This window comes from Desulfosporosinus acidiphilus SJ4 (assembly GCF_000255115.2).
Taxonomy (GTDB): Bacteria; Bacillota; Desulfitobacteriia; order Desulfitobacteriales; family Desulfitobacteriaceae; genus Desulfosporosinus; species Desulfosporosinus acidiphilus.
Genome location: NC_018068.1, coordinates 1,318,468 through 1,336,294, shown reverse-complemented (window position 1 = coordinate 1,336,294; position 17,827 = coordinate 1,318,468). Strand labels below are relative to the sequence as shown.

Genomic DNA, 17,827 nt, shown 5'->3' with positions numbered 1-17,827 from the left:
ATAAATTTTCTAACTATAGCTAAAATTCAAATCAGTATAATTTAGATTTTGTATACCATAGTCTCAATACCGCTTAAATATCCGGAATATTCTTCCATAAACTTGTTGTAAAAACCGCCATCTGTAAATATTAGTATTCTACGTTGACAATTTGCTATCGTCAACCAATAACACTTTTCAAATATTGCAGATCGCTGCCCTGCTTTTAGTTTTCCGTCTTGTAATTCATTATTACATACGAATAAACAAATTGATTTATCCGCAGATACTCCATGAAATTTCCTACTCTCTTTTGAGTTTAAAATGTTACCTTCATAGAAAGTTGTATTAAACTGATAGGATAAGCTCTTTACTATTTCTCTAATATCTTTTTTAATTTGAGAAGTATCCGCCATATTTTTCTCCTTTTTAGAAAACATACTATTCTTATGAAATGATATAAAGTTCCAAAACATTCATTCTATATCAAGGCATTTCGGAAGTTACCCGATGATCTGTTTAACATATCTTAACCTTTACATAAAGTTCAAGCCACGAAGAAAAATCACATTGTTGTTAACATTTCAGGATAACATATTTTGAAAGTTTAATCCCATTACTTATTTCAGTAACATATGACGGTTTCAGACCAGAAGCATTTATTATTTCTTTGAGGTTAATATCATTCTCAAGCAAAATTGACGCATACTTAACTCCAAACAAATGAACGTTTGCGACTTTGTCACCAGCAGGAGCATTATCATACATTTCTCGTAAAATTTTACCCAATTCATTTTCAGTCATTTTAACCACTCCATTCCGCCCAGAACATCTGTCAAATTCTTTAGTTCCTCTTTTGTTAATCGTTTACCCCCTTCCCCATCATGGAATGATCCAGCGACCATTCCCGAATATCATACTTCGGATCTTTATCGTTCTAAAAGGTCATTCCTTTAAGCCAATTAACCAGATCGGACAATCCAGCCCAATTGCCGGTAATGTCCTCTTTGCAATATCAAAATAGGCCATTCCTGAGACAGCACCTTTTCGATGGGCAAAGTACTTGCTTGGTTCAGACATTACTATCTCTATACCAAGTGCCAACCTTCGTTCAAAATACGCTATCCTAAAACCGCAGAAATCCTTAAACATTGATTCTACCTTACCAAATTGTACTTCTAGCTGTACCAGACCACTGGGGTACATTTTGCAAAATCGGAATGCCAAGATGCATTGAGTGTGGTAGAAGTCAAGCATAATTGTCTCTTGTTATTTTTCTCAGCGGCAGCATTTCATCAAAGTTACTCTCGGTCAATGGTAGCTTGCCTAACCCCTGTGGAATGGTATCATAAGCCCAAGAATTTTGGGTAAGTAAACGAAAGAAATCCGCATTTATTTCAGCTTGCACATCTCTCTTTGGTAACTTGTAGATTATGCTTTCAAGCTCATATAACAAAGTCGGACTTATAAGTTCAATATATTCCCTAGTGCAATTATAAAAAAAGTGTTCGCTACGCAGATGTATCCTCCTTGTAATTGTGAAAAATGATCTCTGCGAAAAGAATTCTTTATTGTTTCTTAATTTCCTCTAAATTTGTTATATAATGTTACCAAAAGTCACAAACTACTTCATTTGGAGTGAAAGTTATGGGCAATGATAATATTCCTATAAAACATCACTATATTCCACAATTTTATCTAACTAACTTTTCTGAAGATGGAACTAAGAATTCAAAAATATGGGTTACAGATCAAAAACTATGTAAACAGTGGAAGCTTCAACCTCCGCTATCGCTTATCAGAATAAATTATATTCGTTAGAAGATAACCCTGATCATCAAAACATTCAAACAGATGCTTTAGAAAAAGCTTTTAGCCAAGTAGAAGGTATGGCAGCTTCTGTGATTAAAGAAATTCAAAATAGAGACCTTATGTCTAATCACTATGATTATGATACAATTTAGCATTAATCGAATTCCGCTAAATTGTTTGATTAACGTAAATAGTTTAGGCTTTCCGCTAAAAGGTTTGAACACTTTAGATTTCATTTTGTCAAGGTGGGCAAAGTTTTACGTTTACGTAGTTTATGATATCTGCCTTTCAAAATAGCTTTCTTGACAGGCAGAATTTAGGAGTTATATGATTTAGTTGGGAAAAGAAAATTCCCATCAATAACACAAGTGTGTTTATGGGGATTTTGTGCACAAGCGTAAAAGCACAGTACGATAATGGAAAATCTGCTGCATAAATACAAAAAAGGGAAACAGGGAAAAAGCCCACGCACAAAAGCAAGAGTGTGGTTGCCCTTCCCTGCAACCGTCCCTTCTCAGCCACACTCTTGCTTTTTTTTACCACCGCATCGGCTTCGTTGATAGTGTTGAGCAACTTGAAAGTTTATAAATAAATCAATTAACCTTCGAATTAAAAATGGATTACAAAAAATAAGGAGTATTTTTGAAAAATGGCAATGAACGAACAAGAAACCCGCTATCACTTAATAGACCCAGTATTAAGAGCTAAAGGGTACGATGACATTACGAAACTAAAGTGCGAGACACCTGCTCCTGTTGAGCCGACTGGTCCGAAAGGACGCAGAAAAAAAGGTTCAGGACGGACTGACTATTTGCTTTGTGTTAAGGCGGGAACAATGCCTAAACCATTGCCTGTTGCTGTATTGGAAGCAAAAAAAGAAGATGAAGAACCCTTGAAGGGTATGCAACAAGCAAAAAAATATTCTGAATGTGAAAGGTTTGAAGTAAAATACGTTTTCGCTAGTAACGGACATCTTTATGGCGAGTACGACCACTTTACCAAAATGCAAGCTGGCACTTTTCCTCTAAAGGACTTCATTACTCACAAAGACCTCACAGCCCGCTATGCAAAGGATACAGGCATTGACCTTGGCACTCCCGAAGCGCAAATTTTATTCATGCCCGACAGTCCGCCATGGAATAAATATCGTTACTATCAGGATGCTGCAATTCGTGCAGCGTTTGAAAAAATACTTCTTAAAATCCAGAATGGTGAGGACCCACGAGTTTTGCTTTCATTGGCAACAGGTGCAGGTAAAACTATTATTGCAACAAATCTTTTATGGCGTTTAAACGAAGCTGGACAATTACCAAAGCCCGCTTTGTTCATTTGCGACAGAGACGAATTGAGAACACAGGCTTATGAAAAGCTGAGTGCTGCTTTTGGTGACAATGTTAGAATTGTTAAAACAGAAAAAGGCGAAAATGCTGCAAAAAATGCTCGTATTCATATTGCGACCTATCAAACTTTAGGATTAGATGATGAAACGCCTGATGACAAAATTGCAAGTTTTTTAACTGAACATTATCCTGAAAATGCTTTCAGCATAATCATTATTGACGAATGCCATCGTTCCGCTTGGGGCAAATGGTCTGAAGTATTAAAACGCAATCCAAAAGCTATTCATATAGGACTTACCGCCACACCTCGCAAGCTGGTTACAAGTAAAGAATTACCAACAGAAGAATTAGAAATTTCTGCTAATAACTTTAATTACTTTGGCGAACCTGTTTATGAATACACTTTGGCTCAGGCACAGGAAGACGGTTATCTTGCAGCTTGTGAAATTGTAAAACGAAAAGCTGACATTGACAACCGAGTATTTACCAAACAGGAAATACTTGATGCAAAAGTGACCAATATAAAAACTGGACAACTTTTAACAGAAGCTGATTTAACAAAAGATAAATACACAGGAAAAGATTTTGATGATGAGGTTTTCATTGAAATGCGAACCCCTGCAATGTGTGCTGATTTGTTTCAGCAATTGATTGAAAACGGAGGTCCCGAACAAAAAGTTATCATATTTTGTAACCGTGAAATTCATGCCGACCGTGTTGTAATGTACATGAATAACCTATACACAAAATGGTGTAAGCAAAATAACCAAACCATCAAAGACGATTATGCCTTTAAGTGTATGGGAGGTACTAACAACGGCGCTGACAAAATAGAGCCTATGCGGGGTTCAGGACAAAGAGCCTTTATCGCCTGCACGGTAGATTTGTTGGAAGCAGGTGTGGACATTGAACGATTAAATGCTATTGTGTTTTTTCGTTATCTGAAATCAGCTATTAAATTTTACCAAATGGTAGGGCGTGGCACACGTATACACGAGGAAACCGAAAAGTATAAATTCTGGTTGTACGATTACACTGGAGTATCCGATTTATTTGGAACTAAATTCATTTCTAAACCACCAAGACCAGGTGGAGGCGGAAATGGTGGTGGCGGTGATGATGGTGGCAATACAGGCGGGGGTGAAGGCGAAGCTCCTGCCATTGGTGAAGTGCGTGGACATGCTGTAAAGATTACACCGCAAGGGCGTTTTATTTTGGGCAACCGTGACGGTAAAGAAATTGCCATACCTGTTGACGAATACCGTAAAGAAATAATCCAACGTGTGGTGGGCGAAGCGCATAATCTTGACGAATTCAGACAGCTTTGGATTGAAACCCAAAAAAGGCAGTCCTTGATTAATCATATTTTGGAAGCAAACTTTTCTCCCGAAGTAATTAAGGAAATTGATAAAATGAATGATTACGATATGTTTGATTTCTTTGGGCATGTAGGCTATAAAGCCAAAGCCTATAAAAGAACAGAAAGAGGCTCACATTACATAGCCGAAAACCAAACCTGGTTTGCTGGTATGGATAAAAATGCAGCAATAGTTTTAAAAGCCTTTGGTTACCAGTTCTCATTAGATGGCACTGATGCATTGGAAACCCCTGCACTTTGGCAAGTACCCGAAATAAAAGCCGCTGGCGGAATTAATGCTCTGAAAACATTTGGATCGCCAAATAATATAATTATTGAAGCAAAAGGAAGGTTGTTTAGCGCATGAGTTACACAGTGAAGCGTCTGGGAGAAATCTGTAGGTTTGAATATGGAAAAAACCTTACTGAAAAGGATAGAGTTGCAGGCAATATTAATGTTTATGGGTCTAATGGCATTGTGGGAACCCATACTACAGCTTTTACTTCTGGAAAAACTATCATTATTGGAAGAAAAGGGTCCATTGGGAAGGTTTTGATTTCAGAACAACCATGTTGGGCGATTGATACAACATATTATATTGACGAAACATGCACTGAATGTGATTTAGATTGGCTTTCATTTATTTTAAGAAGTTTAAACTTAGAGAAGCTAAATAAAGCAAGTGGTGTACCTGGACTTAATCGGGATGATGCTTATGAAAAGAATATAGCCGTTCCCAACTTAAAGAGCCATCAGCAACTAATTGCTTTAAATTTAAAATCGCAGTTTAATGAAATTGAAAAAGCAAGAGAATCGACAGAATTTATTAATCAGGATTTGAAGCGATTAAAACATTTAGTATTAAACGATTTTCTTTCTGAATTCCACGAAGCAGAAAAATTTAAACTTGGTGAAAAAGCTATAACAACTAGTGGTAGCACACCATCAAGAGGACGGAAAGATTATTGGCAACCCGCAGAAATTCCTTGGATTAAGACAGGTGAGATTGCATTTGCGCCAATTACAAAGTCAGAAGAATATGTTTCTGTCAAAGCATTAAAAGAGTGTTCTCTAAAATTACTCCCGGAAAATACAGTTTTAATTGCCATGTATGGTCAGGGCAAAACAAGAGGACAATCCGCAATCCTAAAAGTACCTGCGACTATTAATCAGGCATGTTTTGCCATTCAGCCAAATGAAACATGGGACCCTGAATTTTTGCAATTGTGGTTAATGTATTCTTATCAGGACATGAGAAATATGTCTGAAAACCGAGGCGGTAATCAAGCGAATTTGAATGGGGGCTTACTCAATTCTTTTGAAGTACCAGCACCTTCATTACAAGTTCAGCAAGAAGCAGTTTCAAAAATAAATTCTGCCTTAACTGAACTGGATGTCATGAAAGCAAGCTGGCGAGAAACAGCAGAGGAAATTAACGGATTACCAAATCGCTTGCTTGCACAAGCATTTAAGGAGATTGAAAATGGCTAAGACAAAAGATAAAGTAGAGAAAACTCAAAAAGCAAAAAAACAAACGAAGGCTATCGGCTCAATACAGTCTTTATCATCGTATGTAAAAACAATATGTGATGTAATGCGCAGATCAAACTGTGCCAGTGCATTGCAGTATGTACCCGAACTCACTTGGATTTTGTTTTTACGCATTCTCGATGCACAAGAACAAAGAGAAAGAGAAGAAGCCGAAGCATTAGGTAACAGTTATAACCCTGCCTTGGTAAGTCCTTTTCGTTGGCAGGATTGGGCAGCACCTTACAGCGATAAACCAGACCACCCCAAAACATCTGACGGCAAACCGCAAGGTTGGAAACGGCAAGAACTTTTTGCCAAAGGCGACAAGAAACTGTTTGACTTCATCAATAATGAATTGTTGCCTCATTTGCACAGCTTGGATATTGATAAAACAACAGAACAACCCAATCCAAATGCAAGTCGCAAGCAACGCATCATAGGTCGCATAATGACAGCAGTTGAAAGAGTACGTGTGGATAGCGAAACCAATCTCCGTGATATTTTGGACAAAGTTCATCAACTCCACGCCGATCATGTTGATGACACTCAGTTTTTCACACTTTCGCAAGTTTATGAAGATTTGCTTCTGAAAATGGGTGAAAAAAACAGCGATGGCGGTCAGTTTTTTACTCCTCGTGAAGTAATCAGGGCAATGGTACTCACTATAAATCCTGTGCATGGAAAAACCATCTTTGACCCTTGTTGCGGAACAGGTGGCTTTTTAGCGATTGGGTACGAATACCTTCATCATAAATTAGGTAAAGACATTTCCAGTACCGATATAGATGGGCTAAAACATGATACTTTCTTCGGAAAAGAAAAAGAAAACTTAGTCTTTCCAATCGCTTTAGCAAATCTTGTCCTTCATGGCATTGACCAGCCGAATATCTGGCACGGTAATACATTAACTAACCGCGCCACATACGGCGCATTATTTGAAAATGCACCAAATACTTTTGATTATATTTTTACCAATCCACCCTTTGGCGGTAAAGAAGGGAAAGACGCACAGAAAAGATATGCTTTTGAAACAAGTTCAACCCAAGTGCTTTTTGTGCAGGACATCATTTCTCATTTATCACACGATGGAACTTGTGCTATTGTATTGGATGAAGGTTTGTTATTCCGCACCAATGAAAGTGCATTTGTGGAAACCAAGAGAAAGCTGGTTGATGAATGTAGTGTGTGGGCAATTATAAGTATGCCGGGCGGTGTATTTTCAACAGCAGGTGCAGGCGTAAAAACCAACTTGGTATTTTTCACCAAAGGCAAAAAGACAGAAAAGATTTGGTATTATGACCTTACACATGTTAAGGTGGGTAAGAAAACACCCATGACACTTGCTCATTTCGGTTATGACAAAGATGGAAACATCATTGATGATAGCAAACTCCCTGCAACACTTACAGAAGAATGGTTAGAAGATGAAAATGTAAAAGATGAGCAGTTCCCAACCTACGCAAAAATGATAGCGACCAAAGGCGAAAGCCGCTACTCATGGTCAATTGACTTTGCAGCGCGCAGAGTAGAAGCATGGGAAAAGATGCAGCCATACAAAGAGAAAGTTACTGAACTCCGAGAGGAAAATATTCCGTTAAAGGAGCAACTGAAAGTTTTTAAGAAAGATAAAAAAGACAAAGCAGAAATTGAAGCACTTGAAGAAAAAATAGTCAGCATTGAAAAAGAAATCAAAGAACAGGAAGCCATCATTTCTGACATAGACGCTAAAGTTTTCGACCTTAAAGCTGTCAATCCAAATGCAGTTGTAAAGGTTGACACACGGACAACATTAGAAGTAATCGAAAACATTGAAACGCAAAGTAAGATTGTAGAGGAAGCAATGAGTAGATTAAAATTACTGCTTAATCAAACAGTTAATACTAAAGATTTAATTGATAATTGATAAGCCATAGCACACAAACGCTCCCTTCCCTTCGCTGTAAGGCACATTGGTAAAACACACAAAGTCCAAACTGCAACCATATTTTTTCAAAGGACATTCCAGCCCATCCCCCTCCAACACACGGTGGACAAGACAGTGCAGCAAACTTGACAGATAATAATAACGATAGATAAAAAAACGCCAGTGTACAACAAGCGTTATAAAAGGGGTGCATAAAATAACGATACCGGGTTCATAATTAACAATTTATACCCGCATTACAGTTCGTTTTATCCCCAATACAAACGCAAATATCCCCCAAACCGCTTAATTCCAGTGCAAAATAAAAGATCGCCATTGTATCAACGACAGTCTTTTGATTTGGTGGAGACGAGGGGGTCGTTTTCCGTTAATTCCATAGATAAATACGCAAAAACCACATTCTTTTCGCGTTAAGCTTTATTTTTCATTAAAGTGCGCCCCCCTAAACCAAAAAGTTCCCTCAAACATACGTCCAAGGGAACATAAAACACACTATCAAATTAAGCCCAAACTCCCGAAACCACTGATACCAGGCTACTTCCGCTCTATCACCACGACCGTCTCAACGTGCTTTGTCCACGGAAAAATACATATACAGTTTGATCCCACGCAGGCTAGAAGCGCCACCTCCGTTGACCACACGCCAGACTCAGCTCTTGACCGCTGGTTAGCCTTTAAATCCAGGCGGCTTCTTGAACTTGGCGAGGTGGGGCAATGTGGTGGTAGGGAGTAAAATAAGCATTTTTCTTTCCAAGCCTCTAAAATACCTAATTAGACAATTATATCCATACTGTCCTTGCTCAGTAATATCCCAACAACGATGCAAATACAAACAATTACTGAAACCCCATAAGCAATATCTCCTACAAAGCCGTTTATAATACCCAATACAGCATAGAGTAAAAAATATATCGATAACAATATACTAGAAGCCACTGTAAAAGCTGCTTTATATTTTGGAAGGCAATAAAAAAAACATGCAATAAAACTAATAACACTTGCCATCATAACTACAGACCTAATTACTTCATTTTGATAAGTCCACCCGAGTATATTGTGTATGGTAAAACTCAATAGATATTGAATTACCAAGAATACAAATATGGCTACTGGTAGAGACAAAATCCATCTCAGCCAGTTTGGTAATTTTGCAAATATCCAATCATTGCTTTTTAATTCTCCATCATTAAGATGGATGAAAACTATACTCTTGTCCTTACCATGTTCAAGGTTTATTTGTTTATAAAGAAATATAGAAAGTCCAAATAATACTAGAGCAATGACAACCAGTGTTGGATAAGAAAACAAATTGTACCCGATTATGGTCTTAGTGTTCGTCAAAACTCCGTCCTCCTTCTACAGTTCATATCCAAGTAATCTTGCGAAAAATTGCTTGGAAAATCCAATAATCATTTTAAATCCCGCCACATATTCAATAAACTCCAACCTTCGAAAGTTACCTTCTTTTGGATGACTCCATGTGACGCATCCCTCCACCTTTCCGGTTCAGTTATCCGGTAGGTAAGGACATCCAACCTGCGGGATTGAAGGAGTGCGGTAGTTTGACGGGTAGCATGGGGTTATTTGGGATAGTGGGGGTGCTGGGGTAGTTCAAAAAAGAAAAATATGATGCCGGGTACACAGGGTAAAAATTATCCTAACCTTTTAATTTTTTAACCCTAATGCTAATAAGAGCCTTTTCATCGTCACTATGTCTTTATCTAAGTTTACTGTTTCTATCCAAACATTATATGCTAAATTTAATTGTCCAATTGGAAATATTGCGTAATATTCATTCCAAGTTCTTGGATTCTTTGACGCAGCTGGCATCTCACGTTCCAGTAAATACATTTTCCCATTTCCCAAACCTGATTTAACATCTTCGGTTTTTATAACTGAACTGTGATTTGGAAGACCAGATGCTCCACCATAGAACCCCAATATCTCGATTGAGCCAACTTGTTTTCCTTGTCTAAATATTTCTCCCTCGTTTTTCTTTGGAAATGTTACCGACCAACCTTCTGGCAAGTTCCCTGTAACGACACATTCTACATTACTGGGTAAATCCCAATTATAACGAGCGTCATTTGCAGTCACTCCAGTTACGTTTGACTTTGCTTCATTCTGTGTATTCATTTGTATGTTTGTATTAGATTTCGTGCTTGAGACATTACTCGCTGTACAACCAGAAATCATACTTAAACATATTATTAACCCACAAATTAGATTGAAAGCTTTCTTCATCTTGAACTCCCTCTAATTTTGTTCCAGTTAACTTACTTAACCGCTATTGACTTCCCATCCTTCACCCTCCATCTTCCCCATATCCACCAGGCAACCACATCCCTTCCTGCGGGATTGAAGGAGTTCGGTGGCTTGACTGGTAGCTGGGGTTTATGGGGATTTTGGGTTGAGGTTAGCGGGGCGCGAGGGGCAATATGTGTAACGGTGACATGATAGAATTTGAGCCGGAATGTTGTCCGGAATCCTTTGTTTTAATTCCTTTGATGATAAGTTTAACGGCAAGATAATTACTATTTACACAAAAACTACAATACTATTCTTTTTATATCGTAAGGAATTATTAGAACTTGCTAGTATTCTAATTTTTAAAGTGTGTTTTTCAACTTGTCGTCAGATAGTACACATTAGCTACCAATTTTTGAACTCTAAATTTATTATTTAAATCAAGTGTTCTCTCCTTTATAATTATTATTACATCTAATCTTACTAAAGGATTTACTTTTTCTATTTCTTTTGTTTGATCAGAAATCTCAGCACGATAAACATTACGTCCGGAAGTAAAAAATAGAGGGCATATGCTTATAGAATCCGTTTTAACATAAATCACTATAATAACTATAATAATGAAGAGGGTTACAACAAGATTTACGACAGATTTATTATCTATAGAAAATAGAGGCAATAAAAGAGTTATTAGAAAGAAAGAATAATCATTAACACTTATTTTTTGATACTTTCTTACTGAGTAACTTCTGCCAATCCTTCTCATTTTTAACTGATCATCAAAATCATTAAATAACCAATTTGTAATTAATCTAAAAAGAAGTAATGAGAATGTAATTATAAGTAATATGAGAAAAAATTCGAACAACTCTTTCCCAATATTTCGCTTTAACCATAATGCCCATTTAGTATTCTTAAAAAAGTTGTTACCATCTATAAACCTATATAACATTATTAAAATTAAAGGTAGATAGGAAGTAGTCCATAAAATCACTTGCTCTCTTTTTCCCCACATCATTACTCTCCTTCTTGAAGAGATTATTACCTAAAACTTATTCGTAGGAAGATACTATTCTAAAGTCTTCAGTAAGAAAAGATTTAACAATTTTATCTGCAAATAAGTGTATTAAAGTTGTTGGAGAATCGCCTTCATGGTAGATTATCTTTTTCCTATCTAAATCTATATAGTCAAATAGTTTCCAAAGCGTATTATATCTTTCAATATATTTTGATTTTTGTTCTGGTTCAGCGGGAATGCTTGATTTAATAATTAGTAATTCTTCACATCTTTTTTCAAAATTTTCCTGAATTGCATTTAACGTTTCAGGTTTAATTTGGGCGAGACCTCTAGAATATATAAATTGCTTACACGATTCTTCAAAAATCTCTTTATTTGAATCTACATAATCAAAAAAAGGCATTGATATAATCGTTTTAATATTTTGATCTCTTAAATCTGTAATATGATCCCTATAATCAAATGCATACTCAAAATTGGTTGGATTTAATATAAATATATAATCATCGACTATAAAGAAATCAAAATTCCCACCTTTTCTTTTCTGAAAATTCGGGATCGGCTTGTCTTAATGCATTCATCAATAGTTCTTTTTTACCTAACGGTGTTACACTTAGTGAAAGTTTTGCTATTCTATCTTTTAAAGCAATTTCATGATTATAATCAGCAACATTAAAAACATGATTTTGCTTTAACTTATTCAACATTGCAATCACATTTGTTTTAATCCAATATACTACGTCCGGTGAAAGCTGAATTTCGGATGTTTGGTATCCATTATCGGCCTCATTTTGTTTGCTAACTAGATGAAAAGAGACATCAACATTTTGTAACTGTGCATCAGTATCGATATTACTTAATTTATATATTAAGTTATTACAATTATTGATATCCATTAAGAATTACTCCCCTACTCTCTATAATAACAGTTGATTCAACAGGCACCTTAATTTTCCTCTAAACTCCATTAAATTCACCTCAAAAGTTTATTGAAGTCGAACCTATAATTGACTTAGTTTTTCCGAAACATCACTTCAATGCTATATAATCGCGTGTCTCCTCGTAAGAAACTCTATAATGCGCCGGATCGTCCAAACGATTCGGCTGTGTTCCATCATATGAAACGCCTCCCTTATCCTTCGGTTTTTCGATTCGTTGGGTGTAGCAACTTGTGTTATCCAATAGGTTAAAACATTATGCAGCATTACCTGTTAAAGTTCACTTGCCCCAAACACTTCGTCTAGCTCCAAGAAACATCAACCCACAACCTTAGGTCTACCCAGTATCAATGGCGTAGATATTAAATCGGTAAAAACTCCCAAACCGACCAAGAACACATTTCAATTTCGAACAGTATTTGACTTGTTCCAATTACAGATCAAAGTGTTGAAACACATTATCAAGTAATAATTATAAACATTCATCTATCTTTTCTAATTCATACCTAAGCAGATTTCTTGCCAAAGTTTTTTTATTCCTACGAATAAATTCAAATACATCATCTTCATCTATGTCGGGTGGAACATTTTTTTCTAATTGTCTAACGGCGCTCGCAGGAATACCATACTCTGTTAGAATAGATAAATTATCTCTAATAAAATCATTTTCGAGTTGTTGAACAAAATAGCTATAAGAACCAGGTCTTCTACTATGTTTTGTACAAACAAAACGCTGTAAACTATCAACAACTCGAAACGCCTTCGGAACAGTAAACTGAAACCAATGTCGATAAAGATGAAATGCTTGTTCTATTGAGTCGTCATAATACTTTAGTTTACGCTCAGGTGTCATATATTTAACGTTTTTAACTTTCCCTTGATATATATCATCCACAATAACCATTAAATTTTTCTTTTTTCTATACATATCTAGGTATCGAACTAATTGTTTGACAGAAAAAACACCATGCTTATCACTAAAATCAAAAAGATTATTTTCCGCTAAACTAAGTATATAAAACATCTTTTCCCAATTAGGCAGTTGTGCCCATGCGATGTTATTATATTGAACATCAATATCACGCTCTAAAGCATAGTATATATTCATTTGACCATTAACAGAAACACCATTTTTCTTAATAATATCCAATAATTCGTGTTTGATCTGATATAATTCTTCATAACGTGCTCGGGTTCTATCTTCAATATCTTCCGGTAAAATATTGATGAGTATCTCATCAGAAATAATTTGTGGATTTTGTTCATAAAATGGTATGTCAATTATAATCTGGCGTTGTTTAGGCGGCTGTACAAAATTATATATTGTTCCTACATAATGCTCCATTAGTCTGCCAGAACGCCCTTTAATATTGCTATAATCAAAAAAGTCTATTTGACGTCCTCCTTTTCGATCATCAAAAAGAATAACATTTTTTGCACTTGTATTAACTCCTTCAATAATAGTTGAAGTACAGAATATGCAATTTAATAATCCCTTATTAAAATATCTAATAATTGAGGCCCCGATATGTTTCTGTAACGAACCATCGTGGACGGCTACTTTATACTCTAATTCTTTTGCAAGACTCCAATCATCAGCAATATTCTTATGAATCCATTCAATAAGTGATAAATCATTTTGTGGTGCTGTCCCTTTAGAAATCAAATAATCTAAATAACCTCTTGCATACCTACGTGCTCTGTTAGGGGATGAACAATATATAAGAGTCTGTTCATTTCCAAGAGAATCTAATAAGGGATATAACAAAGCAAGCTTATTTTTGTCGTTCTCTCTATCTGATGTAGTTGGAGTAATTTGCTCATATAAATTAACGACATTGCAATCAACTAATGAAAAATTTGATTTAAAGAATACGGCGTTATATTTTTCTGCAAAACCTGGCGTAATGTCATCGATATTTGGTCCCAATAAATAGAACTTACAATTATTATGATTAGTGATTTTCAAAAAAGCATTATTAAGGGTGTCTGCTCGATCATCAATACGTCGTAGGCTAAGTTTATAAAACTCATCAACAATAAGAAAATCTATTTTAGGCAACGGCTCATATTCCATAACTCTTTCTGCAGTTAAAAGAAATAAATTCCCCTTTTCTTCTGAAGCTGGTTGAGAAGTTCTTACAATTATCTTGTAAAAATCACTATATTTACGCATTTTCAGCCTTGTTTCATCTAATAAAGCAAGGGTAGGCTGTATAATTACAATGTTTTGGAATTTATGGGAAGCAACAATTTCTTCAATAAGTAAACTTTTCCCAAAGCTAGTTGGTGCACTTGCGACAACATTATTATCTGAAAAAACATTAGTAGATAACTTCTTTTGCTCTTTATGAAAATATGTATTCTCTAAATAATCCGACAAAAAATATTGCTGTCGAATTATATCGGCAGAGGATTCTAATATTAGGTTATCCTTATTTTTAGCTAAATACGGATAAAAACCCAAAGCCTCAATAATGTCCGTCCAAAAATTATACGTCTCATGGCACACTTTTTCCCAATTGTTTAAAATATGGATAACAATTCTGCGCGCCTCTTGTTCGTCTAATGTAGAGCCACTGGATAATAAGTTTGAACATTTTTCAGCTAAATAAAAGCTTCTATTAGAAGATATATTTTCAGAAGTGTTGATTTCTGAAATGAGTTCTTCCAAATAGTTTCACCTCACATATTTTGCATATGCCAAAGACGAGCATGTAATTCAGTTACAAGCTCTTTTTTATTACGAATCGGAAATAACATAAGTGTAATATTCAATTGACTTTTTAAGGGATGTTGATTTTGTATGTCAAAGTAATCCTTCAACTCTCTAATGTTTGTTTCATGATAAGTTATCGCAGCAATGTTATTCATATCGTCATATAATTTATATATATCATGGGGATAGGTACAAAGCATAGGGATATTAATAATGTTAATTTTATCTTTCAATCTGTTAGAATTACTAAGTATTTTGATCCATTCATCTCTTTGTGGAATAGAGTTATTGTCAAGATTTTTCTTTATGATAATGAATTGTTCATTCAAATAATCTTTTTTAAAATGATTATTTAAATCCGATAATAATTCTTGTAAGCCCCTTTTACTTTCTGAATAAAACTTGCTTTCCCCTAACCAAAGTATTTTCTCATCTGGGGAAATATGTACTGAATCAAACCCATGGGCAGGTATTCCGGCTGCATCTTTAAAATAGACCTTTGAAACAAGTGGAATTGTGTTCTTAAAATCGCGCAATAATAGGTGAAGAAGCAATTCTCCAAATTCACCTCGTCGTGCAGTGCTCGATTTTTTTAACTCCTCCAAAGCGGTTTTATCGTTATTTAAACGCCATCTACGCATCAAATCATAATCTTTAATTTTATATATACAATGGGCAGCTTCTCTCAATTTCTCAACTACATCCGTTTGGGGAATTTCTGGGTTTTCATAATCAGCAAAGACATATTCAGGAATAGTATTTATGATTGCTTTTGTCAAATCATCTAACATATATAGAGGTTGTCCCGAGTCATCTATATCCATATTAACAAGAAAAGAATTTAAGTCGTCTTCATCGATCTTTAAAAGTATGATATTCTTTTTATCAAAAATCCGACCGGAAATATTATCACTTCCTTAGATTATATTCTTTTATCTGTTTTTTGAGCCCCACAATATAATAAGAAATTAGATGCAGCTTTGTTTGAAATTGGCGCGATTCTTCAGGGTCATAATATAGAAATTTAAAATCATTCCAAATTATTCATCGAGTAGTGTAGTATTATATAATAATACTTTTCTTCTAGTCATATATTTAATTCATATTTTACATTTCTTCATCTTTCGCTCATTTCCTTCCAGGAATAGCAAAAATAATCCAAGAAAACACAATAAATCCAGATCATTAAGACCTGGATTCTTTACAATTTACTATAAACCTTCCGAGCAAGCGTATTCTCAAGTAACATAAATCGCCACACTAATTCCCATGAAATAGACAAACGGCTTCTCACAGTCTCAAGGCCACATTGACCCTGTAGTACATTACTAAAAATCACTTCATTTTACATCGATAACAACGATAGGTAAGGCTTTTATGTTATCTCCGCCTTTTTTCCCGTTCCACACCGCGCTAAAAGTTTCTCATAACACACAAAAAAGACCCCCGCCAGCAAAGACAGAGGCCAAAATAGAGTTATGGGATAAAACAGTTGAAGATACTATATCTAGGATTAAAGGTATTAAGAGCAAAAAACTTTCACAGTCTCAAGAGCCCTTTGACACTGTGACACTTATTTAGCATATCTTTCCTGCAAAAACGCTATATTTACATTAAATATGTTCCCTCGAACGCACCCTTAACACATTCTTAACATTTTTAGCCTATTTCAAATATTTCCCACCGCTGAAGCCCTTGGTACAGGCCGCTTCTAAAATGTAGGTGTTTTCAAACTCACCACGGTCTCAACGTGGTTTGTTCGCGGGTACATTTTTCAAAAACCACAATATATAGTTATTATCCCTATGTAAAGTACTATATATTGTGGTTGTGTTTTCTTTCGAGGCGAACGATGCTCTCAACGTGCCTTGAGGAGATAAAAAGTATGTCGTAACACTCTGGTATCCCCCTGGCGGCATTGTATATTTCTGAAATCACAGCCTATTGCAGGCATTTTTGCAGGATTAAGAACCGCATTTTGCTCTACAACCTTAGTAATTGTAACGATTAAACCTTCAAAAGTGTGTTAACCTCTTGAAGGCTTTATTCGATACAATTATTTCTAACAATCTCCTCTGCAGACACATTTTCTTCCCTTGCGCCATCAAACCGCTTTTTCTGGTATAACTCACGGCAACATGAAAAACCTGCATTTTCCGTAATTTCATCCACAAAAGGGGCAAAAGCAGCATACTCCAAAATATATACCGATTCTTTGAAGTCTTGAAAAAAGCTGTTGCAATTCAGACAAATTTTATCCATATTTCTGAATCGCTCCACTATATTTCCACCCGACTTTTTATCCTGTAACCCTTTGATTTAATCATCCTCACCCCTGCGCTCCGTGCAGATATCGTCAAGCCATCCCTCATCATAGTTTGAACCTCTGCCCTTATATGGAACATTGCGAGGCTTCCCCATTTTATAAACTTTACAGGATTTGGGTCCGTAACAAAAACTTTCGAACCGATGCTTCTGGGATTTGCCCCATTCATACTCAATGGAGACGTTCGCCATATTAGCCCATATACATTGAAAGCACTTACCTTTCCAACAACTAAGACTCAACATCCTCGCGCCGCGCCATTCGTATGTTTGCATATCAGGCGGAGCGGTTCTCCACGGTGGAGCTGACTTATCTTCGGTTGTTTCCTCGCCCTCACTTATTCGTTTCAATGCACCCGCTCGATAGTAGTCGGCGTATTCCCAACCGGAATACTTCTTTGTCCACGCTGTGCCTTTAACAACATCGCCAATACGGAAACCGCCGCACTGTTGCTGCTTTTCGGAGATTGCCACGGCAAACTGAGCATTAATGCCGTTAACAGAGCCGTCAAGGAACAGGTTGTAACCGATGTGGGAATGAGTTCGATTATCGAGAACATAACGCCATACATTGGTACGCGGCTGAATCGATAATATTTTGCCTAGCCATTGAACTTTTTCTTGATTATCCATAAACG

17 protein-coding genes are annotated in these 17,827 nt (G+C 36.1%); 5 read left to right on the top strand and 12 right to left on the bottom strand.

The annotated features are described in order from the left end of the window. Positions 1-41: 41 nt before the first annotated feature. The 3 genes from DESACI_RS06015 to DESACI_RS25865 form a co-directional block, all read right to left on the bottom strand. Positions 42-395: a hypothetical protein gene (locus tag DESACI_RS06015; protein WP_014826279.1), complete on the bottom strand. Its 354-nt coding sequence runs from the start codon at positions 393-395 to the stop codon at positions 42-44. A 160-nt stretch (positions 396-555) separates the two neighbouring features. Continuing rightward, positions 556-783, bottom strand: coding sequence for an HTH-like domain-containing protein (locus DESACI_RS06010; RefSeq protein ID WP_014826278.1), 228 nt, complete (start codon positions 781-783; stop codon positions 556-558). Between the two features lie 141 nt (positions 784-924). Then, positions 925-1,185: a BglII/BstYI family type II restriction endonuclease gene (locus tag DESACI_RS25865; protein ID WP_207643911.1), complete on the bottom strand. Its 261-nt coding sequence runs from the start codon at positions 1,183-1,185 to the stop codon at positions 925-927. Positions 1,186-1,626: 441 nt separating this feature from the next. On the opposite strand from DESACI_RS25865, the gene DESACI_RS25725 reads away from it, so the two are divergent. The 5 genes from DESACI_RS25725 to DESACI_RS05980 all read left to right on the top strand — a co-directional run bounded on the left by DESACI_RS25725 (position 1,627) and on the right by DESACI_RS05980 (position 7,921). Further along, complete coding sequence (locus DESACI_RS25725) at positions 1,627-1,800, top strand: DUF4238 domain-containing protein (protein WP_014826277.1); 174 nt, start codon at positions 1,627-1,629, stop codon at positions 1,798-1,800. Continuing rightward, a complete protein-coding gene (locus DESACI_RS25375) occupies positions 1,749-1,943 on the top strand; it encodes a DUF4238 domain-containing protein (protein ID WP_014826276.1) in 195 nt (64 codons plus the stop codon). The genes DESACI_RS25725 and DESACI_RS25375 overlap by 52 nt, the downstream gene beginning before the upstream one ends. Positions 1,944-2,440: 497 nt before the next feature. Beyond that, entirely contained in the window at positions 2,441-4,855 is a 2,415-nt protein-coding gene (locus DESACI_RS05990; protein WP_014826275.1) for a DEAD/DEAH box helicase family protein, read from the top strand. Between the two features lie 8 nt (positions 4,856-4,863). After that, the gene (locus DESACI_RS05985) at positions 4,864-5,979 is read left to right on the top strand and encodes a restriction endonuclease subunit S (protein WP_158310148.1); all 1,116 of its coding nucleotides are present in this window, start codon (positions 4,864-4,866) and stop codon (positions 5,977-5,979) included. Further along, positions 5,972-7,921 carry an N-6 DNA methylase gene (locus DESACI_RS05980; protein WP_014826273.1) on the top strand — a complete coding sequence of 650 codons (1,950 nt, stop codon included), beginning with the start codon at positions 5,972-5,974 and terminating at the stop codon, positions 7,919-7,921. Before DESACI_RS05985 ends, DESACI_RS05980 begins: the two co-directional genes overlap by 8 nt. A gap of 792 nt (positions 7,922-8,713) precedes the next feature. Here DESACI_RS05980 and DESACI_RS05975 read toward each other — a convergent pair. From DESACI_RS05975 to DESACI_RS05930, 9 genes are all read right to left on the bottom strand, one after another. After that, entirely contained in the window at positions 8,714-9,283 is a 570-nt protein-coding gene (locus tag DESACI_RS05975; RefSeq protein ID WP_014826272.1) for a hypothetical protein, read from the bottom strand. A gap of 324 nt (positions 9,284-9,607) precedes the next feature. After that, a complete protein-coding gene (locus tag DESACI_RS05970) occupies positions 9,608-10,186 on the bottom strand; it encodes a hypothetical protein (protein ID WP_014826271.1) in 579 nt (192 codons plus the stop codon). Between the two features lie 379 nt (positions 10,187-10,565). Then, on the bottom strand, positions 10,566-11,207 hold the full coding sequence (locus DESACI_RS05965) for a hypothetical protein (protein ID WP_202947869.1): 642 nt from the start codon (positions 11,205-11,207) through the stop codon (positions 10,566-10,568). Positions 11,208-11,241: 34 nt separating this feature from the next. Beyond that, the gene (locus DESACI_RS05960) at positions 11,242-11,700 is read right to left on the bottom strand and encodes a Kiwa anti-phage protein KwaB-like domain-containing protein (protein ID WP_242833172.1); all 459 of its coding nucleotides are present in this window, start codon (positions 11,698-11,700) and stop codon (positions 11,242-11,244) included. A gap of 28 nt (positions 11,701-11,728) precedes the next feature. Further along, the gene (locus DESACI_RS05955; protein ID WP_014826268.1) at positions 11,729-12,103 is read right to left on the bottom strand and encodes a hypothetical protein; all 375 of its coding nucleotides are present in this window, start codon (positions 12,101-12,103) and stop codon (positions 11,729-11,731) included. Between the two features lie 514 nt (positions 12,104-12,617). After that, entirely contained in the window at positions 12,618-14,819 is a 2,202-nt protein-coding gene (locus tag DESACI_RS05950; RefSeq protein WP_014826267.1) for a helicase-related protein, read from the bottom strand. A gap of 11 nt (positions 14,820-14,830) precedes the next feature. Then, complete coding sequence (locus DESACI_RS05945; protein WP_486598916.1) at positions 14,831-15,724, bottom strand: HamA C-terminal domain-containing protein; 894 nt, start codon at positions 15,722-15,724, stop codon at positions 14,831-14,833. Between the two features lie 1,183 nt (positions 15,725-16,907). After that, entirely contained in the window at positions 16,908-17,144 is a 237-nt protein-coding gene (locus DESACI_RS05935; RefSeq protein ID WP_041275976.1) for a hypothetical protein, read from the bottom strand. Between the two features lie 39 nt (positions 17,145-17,183). Continuing rightward, complete coding sequence (locus DESACI_RS05930) at positions 17,184-17,822, bottom strand: hypothetical protein (protein ID WP_014826264.1); 639 nt, start codon at positions 17,820-17,822, stop codon at positions 17,184-17,186. Between the last annotated feature and the right edge of the window lie 5 nt (positions 17,823-17,827).